Consider the following 14,664-nt stretch of genomic DNA (forward strand, 5'->3'; position numbering starts at 1 on the left):
TAAATTTTAAACTATTTCAAGAGAAGGATTATTAAAAGACTTAAAATTCAAAGATTGTTAAAAATTGTACTTTTGTTTTTAATTATTCTAAATAACACTTAAGTATGAATAAATCTATTTTCTTAATCGGAAGCCTCGTGGCATTTGCTCAAGTCGCTGCCCAGAAAAAAGATTCATTAGAACATAACAGGCTTGATGAAGTGATTGTTACCGCATCAAGATCTCCGGAAATTGTAAAGAAAACAGCTTCTACCGTCAACATTATCAATAAAAAAGAAATTACAGAGCAGTCATTGATTTCTGCTGATCTCAGTAATATTCTGGCCTATAAAGTACCAGGATTAGCATTTGGGAATAATCTGGTAAGTAACAGAGGACAAACATTAAGAGGAAGAAATGTTTTGATTATGATCGACGGAATTCCACAATCCAGTCCGTTACGTAACAACGACAGAGAAATCAGAAGTATTGATCCTTCGGTCTTAGAACGAATTGAAGTGGTAAAAGGAGCGACTTCCATTTATGGGAATGGTGCAGAAGGAGGAATCATTAATTATATTACTCAAAAAAGCACTTCTGGTAAAATTTTTTCAGGTAGAACGGTATTAGGATTTACCAGTCATGATCTGTTTAATAACAAAATGTTCAAATCAGAGGGTGGCGCAGGATACAGAGTTTCACAAAGTTTCTTCGGAAAAGTAGGAAAATTCGATTATCTGGTGAATGGAACTCTTACTCAAAGCGGTGTAAAAATAGATGGCGAAGGATTGGTTCAGAATCCTAGATACGGATTAGGAGAAACTGCTGTCAACAATATTTTTGCAAAAATAGGATATGATTTGAATGATAACAATAGACTGGAAGTGATGTATAACTACTATTCGAGTCTGCAGGATTCCAAATATATTTTAGATCTCGGGAAATATGGAGAGAAACCTTCTACCGGGAAATTAGGAGACAGAGAAGGAGTGAAAGAAGGCACAAGATATAACCACAATGGATATCTTAAGTATATCAATAAGAATATTTTCCGTAACACGACCCTTAACACTACTTTATATTTCCAGGATTTTTATACCATTTATGATTACAGAAATGCTCCGAGATGGAAAACAGGAGGACAATCGGCCATTTTAGAAAAAAAATATGGTTTCAGAGCTGATTTTAATACAGAATTTGGAAAAGAGAAAGGATTAAAAGGTTCATTAACTTATGGTCTGGATCTTTTAAATGAAAAAACAAGTCAGCCGTTGGTAGATGGAAGAATGTGGGTTCCGGAAATGAATATGCTGGCTGCAGCGCCTTTCGTACAGGGAAAACTTTTTCTTACTGATGATCTGACGGTAAAAGCAGGAGTTCGATGGGATAAAATGTCCGTAAAAGTTCCTGATTATACTACTTTACCTTCAAACAAAGATGTTCCCTTCAATGTAGAAGGAGGAAGATTAAACTATTCAAACCTGTCTTACAATGTAGGAGTGAGTTATGTGGCATTTGATTTCTTCCAGCCATTCACTTCTTATTCCAGAGGATTTAATATTTATGATCTGGGGCGTGTACTGAGAGATGCAAAAAGCAATGTTCTGAGTGAAATCAATACAGATCCTGTGGTTATTGACAACTATGAAATTGGTTTCAACAGTAAGATCGGTCAGCATGTAGATTTTTCAGCCAGTTATTTTTATAATTACTCCAAGTTGGGAGCTGATCTTGTTTCTGTAAATGGTTTCTGGACTCCGCTTCGTGCTCCTCAGTATATTAACGGAGTAGAATTAGCGGTGAATATCTATCCGACACAGGGATTAACCATTGGAACCAATTATACTTATCAGGAAGGAAAAGTGGATGTGAAAAATGACAACAGCTACGAAAAATATTTAAGCGGTTTAAGAATTGCACCCGCAAGATTGAATTCTTTTGTTAAATGGAATGATAAGGCTCAGAAATTACAACTGGGTGTTTATCACATGTATTCGTTTAAGAGAGATAAGTTTGAACCTGCCGCATCAGGAAAGTATGATGAAGGAGAAGGTCCTGTGAAAAGCTTTAACCTGTTCAATGTTCAGGGAAGCTATAAACTTAATCAACTTATGACAATAGGACTTGGAATAGAGAATGTATTCAACACTTCTTATTTCACGCCAACTTCGATGTATACAGCTCGTGATGCAGAATATGTACGCGGAAACGGAAGATATTACACGGTTTCTCTTAATTTTAATTATTAATTTGAATCCTTTTTATAAAAACGAGCCCTTTTCTATTGACGAAAAGGGCTCGTTCATTAAGTGGCATTCATTCATAATATTCTTGGAAAAATGTTTATTTTAGGAAATGAAATATGCTTTAGTAATCTGGTCAGCAATTTGCCTTATCCCGGTATTCATTTTTTTATTTCAGGATAAATCTGTTAAAGGTATTAGCGTGGTTGATTTAAAGAATATCTTTTTAATCTTTATGGTTGGAGTCTTAATGAATTTTTCAATAATAAAAGGAATCAAATATTGTAATCAAAATGATTAATCAATTACATGAAGCAAAGAACCTGATGGATGATGAACAATATATACCCGCCATTACAATATTGCAAAATTTAAATGGATTATCTCCCAAATCTGAAAACTACAGACTATTATTCATGTCAAACTGTTGGTATAAACTAGGAGAATATCAATGGACTATAGATATTGCTGGTTATGTATTACAAAGAGACAAGCATAATGAATTAGCATCTCAGTTAAAATATCTGTCCTATTGTGAAATGAAAGATTTTAATAATGCTTTAAAAGAAATGATCCGTTTTTTATCATGTAATGAGGCGGATCTTTATAAAGTAACTCTGGAGGAATTATTGACAGATATCAAAGATGGATTTATTAATGAAGAAGATATAGTTTCTAAAATCAAAGAGTTGGCATTCAAAAATAATTGTTTAAAGTGAAAAAATTTTAAACAGGCAGGCTCATTTAAAACAAAACAGCAGGAATAATCCTACTGTTTTGTTTTTTGTCAATGGATTGAATTTTTATCTTTCAATCATAATATTCTTAACAACAGTCTCTTCACCCACTTTCAAAACTCCAATATATACTCCATTTTGAAGAGCAGATACATTAATCTTTCTTTCATTATTCACTTTCAAAAGTGATCTTCCCATAGAATTGCTGATTTCAAAACTGAAATTCATTTCTTTAGAATCAGGTAATTCAATATTCAGAACATTATTGGCTGGGTTAGGATAGATTTTTACAGCTTCCAGTGAATTTTTAGAGGCTGCCTTGCTCATTGTAGTAGAAGCTGTTGCAAAGTGCTGTAATGCTCCCACAGTAGCTTTCCCGATCTTGTATACATAAACAGGATCCATATTAGTGAAAGTATCCTTAGAGCTGTGAGGGTAAGTACTTCTTATCCTTTCAAAAAAACCGGTAATCACTTCACCTTTCTGCTCAAAAGGAATATAATCTGTATCAGCTGCCGGATCTACAGCAGTCAGAAGAGGAGAGTAGAGTGCTGTACAATTTCTTAGCTGTTGAGTGACAGCTGCAGAAGCGGCATTATTACTGGAAACACCTCCCTGATCTTCATCACAATATACCGTTGTATTGTTGTTTCCTTTCACTCCGCCTACCTGATCCAGATTGAAGACCAGTTTGATATCCAATTTGCGGACACCTCCCTGATATACCACATTATTCACATAATGGCTGCTTCCTTTTAACCCCTGTTCTTCACCTGAAAAATGGATAAACTTTATAGAATATTCTGTAGGAACATTTTTCAGAATCCTTGCTGCTTCAAGAATGATAGATGTTCCGCTGCCGTTATCATTTACTCCCGGGCCATAAATGGTGTCGAAATGCCCACAGATAATGACATATTTGTTGGGGTAAAGTGTTCCGGTTTTGGTAATAATTAAATTTTTTGAACTGGTGCTTCCAAAGGTAAAAGGACTTTCTTCGATCTGGCTGGCAGTATAGCCGTAAGAAAGATACTTATTTTTGATCCAGTTCAACGTGTTGGTATTAGCTACCGAGCCAGTAGTTTTTACGCCTAAATTACTAAACTCCTGAAGATTGGTGGTGATATTGGTTTGGGTAACCAAATCTGCTCTGTCTTTGTAAGCCTGAATAAAAGTTTGAGCCGCAATACTCTGTATCATCAATGCAGAGCATAAAAGTGTTGTGAATTTTTTCATATAAATAATATTATTTTGGTAACACGAATGTAGTAAATAAATCACAACAAAGTGTTTAATATTTTAAAATAAAAGAATATTTATTATGAATATCACATTAATCTTCGTGTATGTGTTATAAATGCCGTAATGCGAATCTGGTGTGAAAAAATAAAAAACCTTTGAATTGCTTCAAAGGTTTTTTATTCATATGGTTGTATAGTAATACAAATTATTTTTCGATCATCACTTTTCTTACAACCTTTTGGTCTCCGGTTTTTAAAATTCCGATATAAGCTCCGTTTTCCAGTGATGAAACATTAATTCTTGTTTCATTGTTTCTTTTGAAAATAGATCGTCCCTGGAAATCAGTGACTTCGAAAGTAAAGTTTTTAATTCCGGAATCCGGAAGTTCGATATTGATGATGTCTTTAGCGGGATTTGGATAGATTTTTACTGTTTCCAAAGTATTTTTTACAGCAATTTCATGCGTTCCCAATGTGCCGGTAGCAACAGCGAAATGCTGTAATGCTCCCACGGATGCTTTTCCTATCTTGTAAATATAGACAGGATCTGTATTGGCAAAAGTATCATTCACTGTATGCGGATAGGTGCTTCTTATTCTTTCAAAGAAACCTGTGATCACTTCGCCTTTTTGTTCAAAAGGAATGTAATCCGTATCAGCAGCAGGATCTACAGCAGTCAGAAGAGGAGAGTAGAGCGCTGTACAGTTTCTCAGTTCCTGGGTCACAGCAGCCGAAGCGGCATTATTGGAAGAAAGTCCACCCTGATCTTCATCGCAATAAACAGTATTGTTGTTATTTCCCATTACACCGCCAACCTGATCCAGATTGAAAACAAGTTTAATATCCAGAACACGAACACCACTCTGGTATGCTACATTGTTTACATAATGTTTACTTCCCAGAAGTCCTTGTTCTTCTCCGGAAAAATGGATGAATTTTATAGAGTATTCAGTTGGAACATCTTTCAGAATTCTTGCTGCTTCAAGAATAATAGAAGTTCCGCTTCCATTATCATTGATTCCTAAACCGGTAATACTGTCGAAATGTCCACAGATGATTACATATTTATTAGGATACAGTGTGCCCGTTTTGGTAATGACCAGGTTTTTAGAATTATAACTTCCTGCAGTGAAAGGGTCTTCTGCTATCTGGCTGGCTGTATATCCGTAAGAAAGGTACTTGTTTTTGAGCCATGTCAGGGCGTTGGCATTAGCGGTTGACCCTGTAGTTTTTACCCCTAGATTAGCAAATTCCTGAAGGTAAGTTGTAATATTGGTTTGATTTACCATATCTGCCCTGTTCTGATAAGCCTGAATAAAACTCTGGGCTCCAGTATTTTGAATAGCGATAGAAGCCAATAAAAAAGTAGCGATTTTTTTCATTTTATGAGAGTAATGCTGAATATTCCTGAATGTAAAACAGCTTCAGAATATTCCACCTGACATTATTTATTAATGATTATTTTTTTTGTAGTATTTCCTTTATCGGTTTTAATGGTAAAAGTATAGACTCCATTTGTTAATCCTGAAGTATTTATTTTTTCCTGGTTTTCAAGAATTAATACAGTATTTCCAGACATGTCATTGACTTCAACTTTGAATTGTTTTACCTTTTCCTGAAATTCAACAGTCACAAGATCTTTAGCAGGATTAGGATAAACCCTTATGGCTTCTGTTGAGTGTTGTGCTGTATCTTTAGTGCTTAAAAGATTGTTGGAAGTAGAGGCAACGGCAAAGTGCTGTAAAGCTCCCACAGCTGCTTTTCCTACATTAAAAACATACACAGGATCCAGATTGGCAAAAGTGTCACTTACAGTATGCTCATTATTACTTTGGATGGTTTCATAGAATCCGGTAATAGTGTATCCTTTCGCTTCAAAAGGCATGTAATCTGAGCTGTAAGCATGAGATAGATTCGTCTGAAGAGGGGAATATAGGGTAGTACAGGTCATCAATTCCTGAGTTAGAGTATTGGATATTGCATTATTGGAAGATACTCCGCCTTCATCTCTTTCACAGTTGATGGTAGTATTATTATTTCCTATAAGACCTCCTACCTGATCAATATTTAAAACCAATTTTATATCCAGAACCTTATTACCATTCTGATAAGCTACATTGTTTACATAATGGTTACTTCCCACAAGCCCTTGTTCTTCCCCGGAAAAATGAATAAACTTGATAGAGTATTCTGTAGGAACATTTTTCAATATTCTCGCTGCTTCCAGAATAATGGAAGTTCCACTTCCGTTGTCACTTACTCCAGGACCTACAATTGTGTCATAATGTCCGCAAATAATGATGTATTTGTTAGGGTATACTGTTCCTGTTTTGGTAATAATTAGATTTTTTGAAGTGTTGCTTCCGTAGGTAAAAGAATCTTCAGACATATTAGTTGCTGTATATCCGTAAGACAGATATTTGTTTTTAAGCCAGTCCAGAGCATTATTATTAGCTGTTGTACCTGTTTTTTTTACTCCAAACCCTGCAAATTCCTGAAGGTTTGTACTAATATTGGTTTGGGTAACCATGTCTGCTCTGTCCTTATAAGCTTGAATAAAACTTTGTGCACTCATATTTTGCAGTGCAATGGAAGTGAGCAAAAAAGCTGCAACTTTTTTCATTTTTGATACTTTCTTTAGAGATTGCTAATATAGCAATAAATCATTATTTATTGTTGGTTTTTAAATAGAATAGTGCTTGTTTGCTTAATTTATTATTAATAATATGTCTTTTTATTAAATTTATCGTTACGCTAGTTTAAAATTCATTAAATGAATAAAATTTAGGTAAATTTTTCTTTATTATTAAGTGTATTCAATGATAAATTCATGTTTTATTAATTCTATCTAATAAGGTTTACTGTTGATATGGAAATTATAATAGGATTGATAAGAGTATCAGCTGGATTTTTAACAGTAATAAAAGTATATAACAAAAAAATCCCGGGAAATCCCGGGACCTTATATTGATAACAAAATCTATTCTACATTATTTTACTTGATCTACAACAGCTTTGAAAGCTTCAGGGTGATTCATTGCTAAATCTGCTAAAACTTTTCTGTTAAGTTCGATGTTGTTCTTTTTAAGAGCTCCCATAAATTGAGAGTAAGACATTCCGTGCTCTCTAGTTCCCGCGTTGATACGAGTGATCCAAAGTGCTCTGAAATTTCTCTTTTTCTCTTTTCTACCACGGTAAGCATATTGCATTGCTTTTTCTACCGCGTTTTTAGCTACAGTCCAAACGTTCTTTCTTCTTCCGAAATAACCTTTAGCGTGCTTAAAAATTTTCTTTCTGCGAGCTCTTGAAGCTACGGCATTTACTGATCTTGGCATAATTTAAATTGTTTTTTTGAAAAGGGCGGCAATGTTATTGCTCTTATTGGCACCGTTTCAGGGTTAAAATTGTGAATTTGTTTGAATTCTTATAAACCGAATATAGATTTATAAAAACTACTTAATTGCTAATTGACGTTGAACGCTTTTCTCATCCACTTTAGCTACGTAAGAAGTAGACGTAAGATTTCTCTTCTGCTTAGTTTCTTTCTTAGTTAAGATGTGGCTTTTGTAAGCGTTTTTTCTTTTGATCTTACCTGTTCCAGTAAGAGCAAAACGTTTCTTAGCACCTGATTTCGTTTTTAATTTTGGCATTGTTTTGCTTTTTTATTGTTTTTGTTATCAATATCTGTTTTGGCTACTCCTAAAGACATTAGGAATAATAGTTTGCAAAATTACGAAAAAAAAATGAGACATGAAAGTATTTTTTAATAGGGATGAACAGGAAGAAAATGATCCTCAAATTGGAAAGACAGACCTGTATTAAAAACAAGTCTGCCTTTTTATAGATAAGCTCTTTACTGTAAACTTAATCCAGTCTCTATAGAAACCTAAGATTTGAAAAACTCCAAAAGGTCTTTGTTGATTGTTTCAGCCTCCGTTGTCGGCATTCCATGAGGAAAACCAGGATAAGAGATTAGTTTACCATTTTTAAGCAAGGTAGCAGCTACTTTACCAGTTGTTTCAAAAGGAACAATCTGATCATCTTCGCCATGCATTACAAGTACCGGTACCTCTACACTTCTAAGATCTTCAGTGAAATCTGTTTCAGAGAACGCTTTTACACAGTCATAATGTGCTTTGATAGAACCGCTCATTCCCTGTCTCCACCAGTTTCTCTGGATTCCTTCAGAAACATTTGCTCCTTCTCTGTTGTATCCGTAAAAAGGAAAGGTAATATCAATGAAAAACTGTTGCCTGTGTTTCGCTGTATTGTTTCGGATATCATCAAAAACAGAAATAGGAACCCCATTAGGGTTATTCTCATTCTGAACCATAATAGGTGTCACTGCACTTACCAGAACGGCTTTTGCCACTCTTCCGTTACCGTGTTTTGCTACATATCGGATTACTTCACCACCGCCTGTGGAATGACCTACATGGATCACATCTTTTAAATCTAAAGCTGCAACAATTTCTGCTACATCGGAAGCATAAGTATCCATATCATGTCCGTAAGGAGTCTGTTCAGATCTTCCGTGTCCTCTTCTGTCATGAGCAATTACTCTGTAGCCCTGTTCTAAAAAGAAGAACATTTGTGCATCCCAGTCATCACTGGATAATGGCCATCCGTGGTGAAAGAAAACCGGTTGTCCTTTTCCCCAATCTTTGTAATAAATTTCTGTTCCGTCTTTTAATGTAAGTGTGCTCATTGTTTCTTTTTTAATAATTAATAAATAGTGTATTTGACTTTTTTATAATCACAAATGTAGATAGAAAACCTTTATAATATATTGATCTAAGGTAATAATTCATTAAAAATTTATAAACAATAATAATATATAGATAATATTCTTTAAAACTAGAATGGGTTGGAATTTTTTATATTATAAATGTCTGCAGGTGAAAAAAACTCAAAATTAGTTTTAAATGATCTCAGAAAAAGTCTGGCGGCTATCAAATATAGCTGATAATCGGGATTGTCTTATTTTTTGATTATTTCTACTATTGAGAATCAAATTCAGATATACTTGATGGTCTTCTGAATTCATATTTAAATTATAAACCTATATCATTATGCTTTCATCCGCAGATTTACAGATTGAAAGAGCCATATTCTTTGCTGTGCTGATTCTATTTTTCGGAGCTGGATTTTTGTGCACCCTTATTATTTTTATAATGAATTCTGTACAGAAGAAAAATAAAAGTGGAGGGTATTATTTGCTCTTATTTCTCATTTCCGGAGCTGTTGGAGTCGCTTTAGTTGCATTTTATTTCTATACGATGTTGCTGTAGTGTCTTTTGCAGGTTAGATATTTTAAAAGGTTTTCTCAGAAGATGCAAAGGTGTAAAAACCCCTGTTATCAGGGATGTTTTTGTACTGCTTCTATTTTTATCTTTGACTCAAAAATTACCAAAGATAAAACGGTTAAAATCTTTCATTTATAACTTTTATAGCTTCCTTTTTCACACCCGATTCAATGATCAATTCTTATTTCGAAATAACACAACATTAAAAAACATGGGTAAAAACAATAACAAACTAGAATTGAGTGAAGGAGAAGCTGTAAAAGTATAATGCGAAAGCTATTTAGCAACAAAAATATGAATCTAACATCAACACAGATATAAAGTATTTTTCGGGGTAAGAATACAAGCTAAATCGATTAGCAGGTATTTACTTATATTTATGTTCTTTACTATAATGCAACTTAATAAAGATAAGGGTTTGATGTACAGGTTATTATTTATATTTACTTTGTTGGTTTGTCCGTTTTTTACTCAGGCACAGGATGTTTTAAGCAGATTAGAAAGGGAATACAGCCATGCCTCAAACAATATGACTGAACAGCTTAATCTGGCTCCCAAATATGCGACCGCCTTATTTTTTCATAACCTCAAACCTAAGTCTTACCAGATTTTAGCCACCAACATTTCTCTTGCTGCAAAGCAAACAGATGGAAAATATGCCACCATATTATACGCGGTGCAAGCCATGAATTATCGGCTGGATAATAAAACAGCTGAGTCTTCAAAAAGTCTTGACATGGCAAAGGCATATAGTTTAAAAACGAATAATAATGAGGCTAAAGGCTATTTTAATTACGCAAAAGGCTGGATTCTGATCCGCAATAATAAAACAACTGATGCCGTTACTGCGTATTTAAAAGCGATTGAATATTATGAAAATTCGCCAACAACCTCTACATTGTATGGGAGATTTGGAAATACAGCCAAAGAACTGTCCACGATTTATTCTAACCTCAATGAATACCAGCTGGAAGAGAAGTATAGTAAGCAGTTTTTGTTGCTGGCATCCAAACAAAATGACCCAAATCTGATCTTCGATGCCTATATGAGAATGGGGTATGTGTATGAACAAAAATATACGCAAACCCCATCCAATACGGAGCTGAGAGATAAAACAGAGCAATATTATCTGCAGGCTATAACAACTTTTAATAAAAATAAAGACAGGATGCTTAACAGGAGCAGTCTTTCCTATGCAGCGATTAATTTAGCCAATTTGTATACTGAATTTGATAGAGATAAAGCAATACAGTATGCCAGCTTAGCCAACAATGTGAGTCTGGAAATAGGCGATCCTATTCATATTGCTTCATCATTTGGAATTCTGGCAGAATTAGCCTTACAGGATAAAAATTATGATTTAGCGAAGTCTTATTTTCTAAAAGCCTCTATGGAAATTGGGAAAAGTCCGGTGCGAGATCATAATATTGAATTATCTATTCTTGAATCGTTATCCAGAATTAGCGAAGAACAGGGGAATTACCAGGAAGCAATCACTTATTATAAAAGTTATGTAGATAAATACAAAAGTGTTTATGACCAGGAAAAACTGGATATTACCAAAAGATTAGAATCCCAGTTTGATAAAGAACGCCAGGAACAGAAATATATCAAGTTACAGCTGGAAAGCGACAAAAAAGCACAGGAAATTAAGTTGATCAACATCCTTCGGGCACAGCGCGAGCAGGTATATAACAACTTAAAACTGGTAGAAGAAAACCAACGTGAACGACTGAAGTTTTCAGAACTTGAATCCGAGAAAAAAGAACAGCAGCTTCGGTTGGCAAAACTGGAAACCCAACAGAAGAACAACGATATTAATACCTTTAAAAAGTTACTGGCATTCAAAGAGAAGATCAATACTTATTATATCTTCTTTATCATCTTCTTTATTATTTTAATCCTCTTATTGCTGTATGCTTATCAACAACGGGCAAAGTCTATTAAGAGAAGAGATGAACTGCATGCTTTGGCTATGGAACAAGAGAAACAAAACTCAAAAATATCTACGCTTACCGCATTGCTTGAAGGGCAGGAACAGGAGCGTGGTCGTCTTGCCCGTGATCTTCATGACGGATTAGGAGGCCTGCTTTCAGGAACGAAACATCAATTGTCTTATTTAAATCCTTATCAGTCCGAAAATATAGAGGAGGGAATTTCAAAATCAATTGAGCAGATTGATGGCGCTGTGGAAGAACTAAGAAGGGTAGCGCATAATTTAATGCCGGATTTATTAACAAAATATGGTCTGGAAGTTGCGATTAAGGAATTTGCCTCCCGTATATCCAATAATGCATTAGACATTCACACTGAGTTTATCAATTACAGTAATTCCATTTCGAAGGAAAAGCAATTGATTATTTACAGGATCATTCAGGAATTGGTCAACAATGCGATAAAACATGCCAATACATCTGAAATTATTATTCAGATAAGCGAAGAAGAAAATCTATTAAACCTTACCGTAGAAGACAATGGTAAAGGTTTTGATCCCGCAGGATTAAATGCCAGAAAAACAGCGGGTTTTCATAATATAGAACTAAGAGTCCAATTTCTAAAAGGAACCATGAATATCACTTCTGAATTGAATATTGGCACCAGTATAGAACTTCAAATCCCTATTTATTAAACATGATAAAAGTAGCCATAACAGATGATCATCCACTTCTATTAGAAGGGTTGAAGAATATTTTAGGAAATAGTGATACGATAGATGTAGTAGATTGCTTCAGAAACGTTTCTGAGATGAATACCGGTCTTGCAAAACAAGATGTCGACATTTTATTGCTGGACATCAATCTGGTAGATACCAACAGCATTGAACTGATTAAACCCTTAAAGAAAAAATACGGCAGCCTCCAGATTATTATACTGAGTGTTCACAATGAACTGCCCGTAATTAACAGTACCCTGGCTGAAGGGGCTTTGGGATATATTCAAAAGAATGCCTCAGTTTCCGAAATCCTGGAAGGAATTACTGCTGTATATGCCGGGAACAGGTTTTTATGCTCTCAAACGAAGTCTGTTTTGGAGAAAAAATCAACGGATGGATTAAACCATGTTCCGAAATTAACGCGAAGAGAAAAAGAAATTCTGGCTGAAGCCTCAAAGGGGTTGACAACCAATCAAATGGCAGAAAAGCTTTTCATCAGTCCACATACCGTAGAAAGCCACAGAAAGAATCTTATTGAAAAATTTCAGACTTCTAATCTGAGTTCAGCCATAAAATTAGCCATAGAATACGGCTTAATTATCGAATAAATATTCAACCAGCAAAAAGGTCTGCTTACATCGCAAAGCAGACCTTTTTTATATAAATTTAAAATTAGGTGTAATTATTAATCTTTGAATTTGAGTGCAGCCTGGAACAGGTTTTTCTTTCCTATTAAATCATACTCATCATTATATTCGGGCTGATACATTAATAGGAAAACCCTGCCGTCAAAATCCTTCAGATTGATAGGCTGATCCATCATAATATCATAAAACCTTGTAATAGTACGGGTAGCTGTCCATTGTTTTGCGTTGCCTTTAGGGTTTTTATCAAATCTATGGTCTTTTGCATCTGTATAATACCAGTAAGAAGGTGCAGAATCCATTAAAAACATTTCTTTGTCCTTGTTATACAATTCCTCCGCCATGCCTGTATTCTGAAACCACGGAACCTCAGTGTTCAAAAGTCCCAGTGCTCCGGCATAAATATCTTTATTTGTGGTGGCTCCCACTAAAAAGCCTTCCAGATTGTTAGAGGTAATCTCAAATAGAAAAGGGGATTTTTTCAGTTCATAAACATCATTGACAGGCTGAATTACTTTTCCATCCTGTTTAATCACAACTTTTAACGATTGTGCGAAAGTCATAAAACTTAATAAACTAAAAAGGAGGGTCAAACTTAATTTTTTCATTGTATCTCTTTAAATAATTGCAGCAAAGATATTAGACTTTATACCCATACGCACTGGCTGATTTCAGGGGTTTTTGATCTTATTCCAAACTTCAGTTACATTCTTGCTCTTCAAAAAAAATTTTCTAAAACAGATCAGCCTTCAACTGTATTTTTATATAAGCCGTTTTTTGCTTTTTACCATTGACCGAAGCAGAATTAAGGGGATAGACTTCCGCATAAAAGGTATCATCAGCTGTCCAGAATGCCTTTTTTTCGTCTGCTATTTTGAAGTTGGTGAAATTCACGTATAAAAGATTATCATGTTTCTTGGTTTGTGGTAAGTATTGAGTGATGATAAAATCGCTTCCCACATCATTGTTAGATGAAATGCAGGTAACCCAGCTCTTGGAAGGAAGAATTTGCGGATAACCATTTGTGCTGAGTTCAAACAATACTGCATTTTTTATATTGAAAAAAGAATAGTAAGAATCTACAACTTTATTAGAGTTTTCTTTGAAAACCTCCATGTTTAAATAAGGTGATCTTCCTACATATTCATTAGCCAGAGGTCCGGTTTCCGTGGATATATTTTCATGTTGGGTAATCACTTCTTCTCTGCCATTTTCTTTGTATACCCAGTTGTCATTCTGCAGCGTTATATTCGGATTCTTTACCAAGGTTTCATCGATTCTGTTTTTTGAGCTGGCTTTAAATTCCTGTTCTGAAATCTCAGCAATGGTACCGAATTTCTTAAAAGATTTGTTCTTAAAATCACCAGATTCCTTATATGTGCTGCTTCTGATCTCATAAAGATCCACACCATTTAAAGTAAGTTCAAATGCTGGTGTAAATTCTGATTTCAGGACAAAAGCTTCAATGCTATTCGAAATATTGTTATTAATACTGTAGTGAATTGAATAGAAGTCCTCAAACTCTTCAAATCCATAGTAATTATCGAGTTTATTATAGGCCATTTTCAAATGGGCTGCCTCTTTACTTGGAGTGACAAAAAACTGTATAGAATCCAGCTTGGTGAATAATTGAAAGGGTACATCCAGAACATTATCAACTCCTTTTATTTTTTTGAAATCAGCCAGTGTTATTTTTTTTTGCTTAATTTCAGTTGTTGTTTTATCTGTGTCCGATGTTTTATTCTGTTGATTACATCCTGCAAGAACTATCACGGATGATATAAAGATTGGAAAGATTTTCATTTTATATTTTTCCGCAAATGTATCTGTATTCAGGTCTGTAGCCAACAAAACCTTCTGA

13 protein-coding genes are annotated in these 14,664 nt (G+C 34.6%); 5 read left to right on the plus strand and 8 right to left on the minus strand.

Features of this window, described 5'->3' with window-relative positions; genetic code table 11:
- Positions 1-104 precede the first annotated feature (104 nt).
- Together BUE84_RS10535 and BUE84_RS10545 are read left to right on the plus strand one after the other, a co-directional pair.
- On the plus strand, positions 105-2,228 hold the full coding sequence (locus BUE84_RS10535; RefSeq protein ID WP_079241592.1) for a TonB-dependent receptor: 2,124 nt from the start codon (positions 105-107) through the stop codon (positions 2,226-2,228).
- 287 nt (positions 2,229-2,515) lie between these two features.
- Positions 2,516-2,941 (plus strand): hypothetical protein, encoded by a 426-nt coding sequence (locus BUE84_RS10545; protein ID WP_079241594.1) that lies wholly within the window; start codon positions 2,516-2,518, stop codon positions 2,939-2,941.
- Positions 2,942-3,025: 84 nt separating this feature from the next.
- On the opposite strand, the gene BUE84_RS10550 is transcribed toward BUE84_RS10545, so the two are convergent.
- From BUE84_RS10550 to BUE84_RS10575, 6 genes are all read right to left on the minus strand, one after another.
- The gene (locus tag BUE84_RS10550; protein ID WP_079241595.1) at positions 3,026-4,195 is read right to left on the minus strand and encodes a M20/M25/M40 family metallo-hydrolase; all 1,170 of its coding nucleotides are present in this window, start codon (positions 4,193-4,195) and stop codon (positions 3,026-3,028) included.
- A gap of 211 nt (positions 4,196-4,406) precedes the next feature.
- Positions 4,407-5,582, minus strand: coding sequence for a M28 family peptidase (locus BUE84_RS10555; RefSeq protein WP_079241596.1), 1,176 nt, complete (start codon positions 5,580-5,582; stop codon positions 4,407-4,409).
- A gap of 62 nt (positions 5,583-5,644) precedes the next feature.
- Complete coding sequence (locus tag BUE84_RS10560) at positions 5,645-6,823, minus strand: M28 family peptidase (protein WP_079241597.1); 1,179 nt, start codon at positions 6,821-6,823, stop codon at positions 5,645-5,647.
- A 367-nt stretch (positions 6,824-7,190) separates the two neighbouring features.
- Positions 7,191-7,535 carry a 50S ribosomal protein L20 gene (rplT, locus tag BUE84_RS10565; protein WP_002979659.1) on the minus strand — a complete coding sequence of 115 codons (345 nt, stop codon included), beginning with the start codon at positions 7,533-7,535 and terminating at the stop codon, positions 7,191-7,193.
- A gap of 117 nt (positions 7,536-7,652) precedes the next feature.
- The gene (gene rpmI / locus BUE84_RS10570; protein WP_034694453.1) at positions 7,653-7,850 is read right to left on the minus strand and encodes a 50S ribosomal protein L35; all 198 of its coding nucleotides are present in this window, start codon (positions 7,848-7,850) and stop codon (positions 7,653-7,655) included.
- 236 nt (positions 7,851-8,086) lie between these two features.
- Positions 8,087-8,908, minus strand: a complete 822-nt coding sequence (locus BUE84_RS10575) for an alpha/beta fold hydrolase (RefSeq protein ID WP_079241598.1) — start codon at positions 8,906-8,908, stop codon at positions 8,087-8,089.
- 364 nt (positions 8,909-9,272) lie between these two features.
- Here BUE84_RS10575 and BUE84_RS10580 point away from each other — a divergent pair, with 364 nt between their 5' ends.
- The 3 genes from BUE84_RS10580 to BUE84_RS10590 all read left to right on the plus strand — a co-directional run bounded on the left by BUE84_RS10580 (position 9,273) and on the right by BUE84_RS10590 (position 12,767).
- Complete coding sequence (locus BUE84_RS10580) at positions 9,273-9,491, plus strand: hypothetical protein (RefSeq protein ID WP_079241599.1); 219 nt, start codon at positions 9,273-9,275, stop codon at positions 9,489-9,491.
- 436 nt (positions 9,492-9,927) lie between these two features.
- Entirely contained in the window at positions 9,928-12,135 is a 2,208-nt protein-coding gene (locus BUE84_RS10585) for an ATP-binding protein (protein ID WP_079243911.1), read from the plus strand.
- A gap of 2 nt (positions 12,136-12,137) precedes the next feature.
- Complete coding sequence (locus BUE84_RS10590; protein WP_079241600.1) at positions 12,138-12,767, plus strand: response regulator; 630 nt, start codon at positions 12,138-12,140, stop codon at positions 12,765-12,767.
- A 77-nt stretch (positions 12,768-12,844) separates the two neighbouring features.
- Here the strand turns inward: BUE84_RS10590 and BUE84_RS10595 are convergent, their stop codons facing one another.
- Both BUE84_RS10595 and BUE84_RS10600 read right to left on the minus strand, forming a co-directional pair.
- Complete coding sequence (locus BUE84_RS10595; RefSeq protein ID WP_079241601.1) at positions 12,845-13,411, minus strand: hypothetical protein; 567 nt, start codon at positions 13,409-13,411, stop codon at positions 12,845-12,847.
- Positions 13,412-13,535: 124 nt separating this feature from the next.
- Positions 13,536-14,606, minus strand: a complete 1,071-nt coding sequence (locus BUE84_RS10600; protein WP_079243912.1) for a resolvase — start codon at positions 14,604-14,606, stop codon at positions 13,536-13,538.
- Positions 14,607-14,664 lie beyond the last annotated feature (58 nt).

This window comes from Chryseobacterium indologenes (assembly GCF_002025665.1).
Classification (GTDB): Bacteria; Bacteroidota; Bacteroidia; order Flavobacteriales; family Weeksellaceae; genus Chryseobacterium; species Chryseobacterium metallicongregator.

Excerpts from the sequence above, each read along its gene's own strand:
- rpmI (WP_034694453.1), bottom strand. The coding sequence starts at position 7,850 with ATGCCAAAATTAAAAACGAAATCAGGTGCTAAGAAACGTTTTGCTCTT.
- BUE84_RS10550 (WP_079241595.1), bottom strand. The coding sequence starts at position 4,195 with ATGAAAAAATTCACAACACTTTTATGCTCTGCATTGATGATACAGAGT.
- BUE84_RS10535 (WP_079241592.1), top strand. The coding sequence starts at position 105 with ATGAATAAATCTATTTTCTTAATCGGAAGCCTCGTGGCATTTGCTCAA.
- BUE84_RS10580 (WP_079241599.1), top strand. The coding sequence starts at position 9,273 with ATGCTTTCATCCGCAGATTTACAGATTGAAAGAGCCATATTCTTTGCT.
- BUE84_RS10590 (WP_079241600.1), top strand. The coding sequence starts at position 12,138 with ATGATAAAAGTAGCCATAACAGATGATCATCCACTTCTATTAGAAGGG.
- BUE84_RS10555 (WP_079241596.1), bottom strand. The coding sequence starts at position 5,582 with ATGAAAAAAATCGCTACTTTTTTATTGGCTTCTATCGCTATTCAAAAT.
- rplT (WP_002979659.1), bottom strand. The coding sequence starts at position 7,535 with ATGCCAAGATCAGTAAATGCCGTAGCTTCAAGAGCTCGCAGAAAGAAA.
- BUE84_RS10575 (WP_079241598.1), bottom strand. The coding sequence starts at position 8,908 with ATGAGCACACTTACATTAAAAGACGGAACAGAAATTTATTACAAAGAT.
- BUE84_RS10545 (WP_079241594.1), top strand. The coding sequence starts at position 2,516 with ATGATTAATCAATTACATGAAGCAAAGAACCTGATGGATGATGAACAA.
- BUE84_RS10595 (WP_079241601.1), bottom strand. The coding sequence starts at position 13,411 with ATGAAAAAATTAAGTTTGACCCTCCTTTTTAGTTTATTAAGTTTTATG.
- BUE84_RS10585 (WP_079243911.1), top strand. The coding sequence starts at position 9,928 with ATGTACAGGTTATTATTTATATTTACTTTGTTGGTTTGTCCGTTTTTT.
- BUE84_RS10560 (WP_079241597.1), bottom strand. The coding sequence starts at position 6,823 with ATGAAAAAAGTTGCAGCTTTTTTGCTCACTTCCATTGCACTGCAAAAT.
- BUE84_RS10600 (WP_079243912.1), bottom strand. The coding sequence starts at position 14,606 with ATGAAAATCTTTCCAATCTTTATATCATCCGTGATAGTTCTTGCAGGA.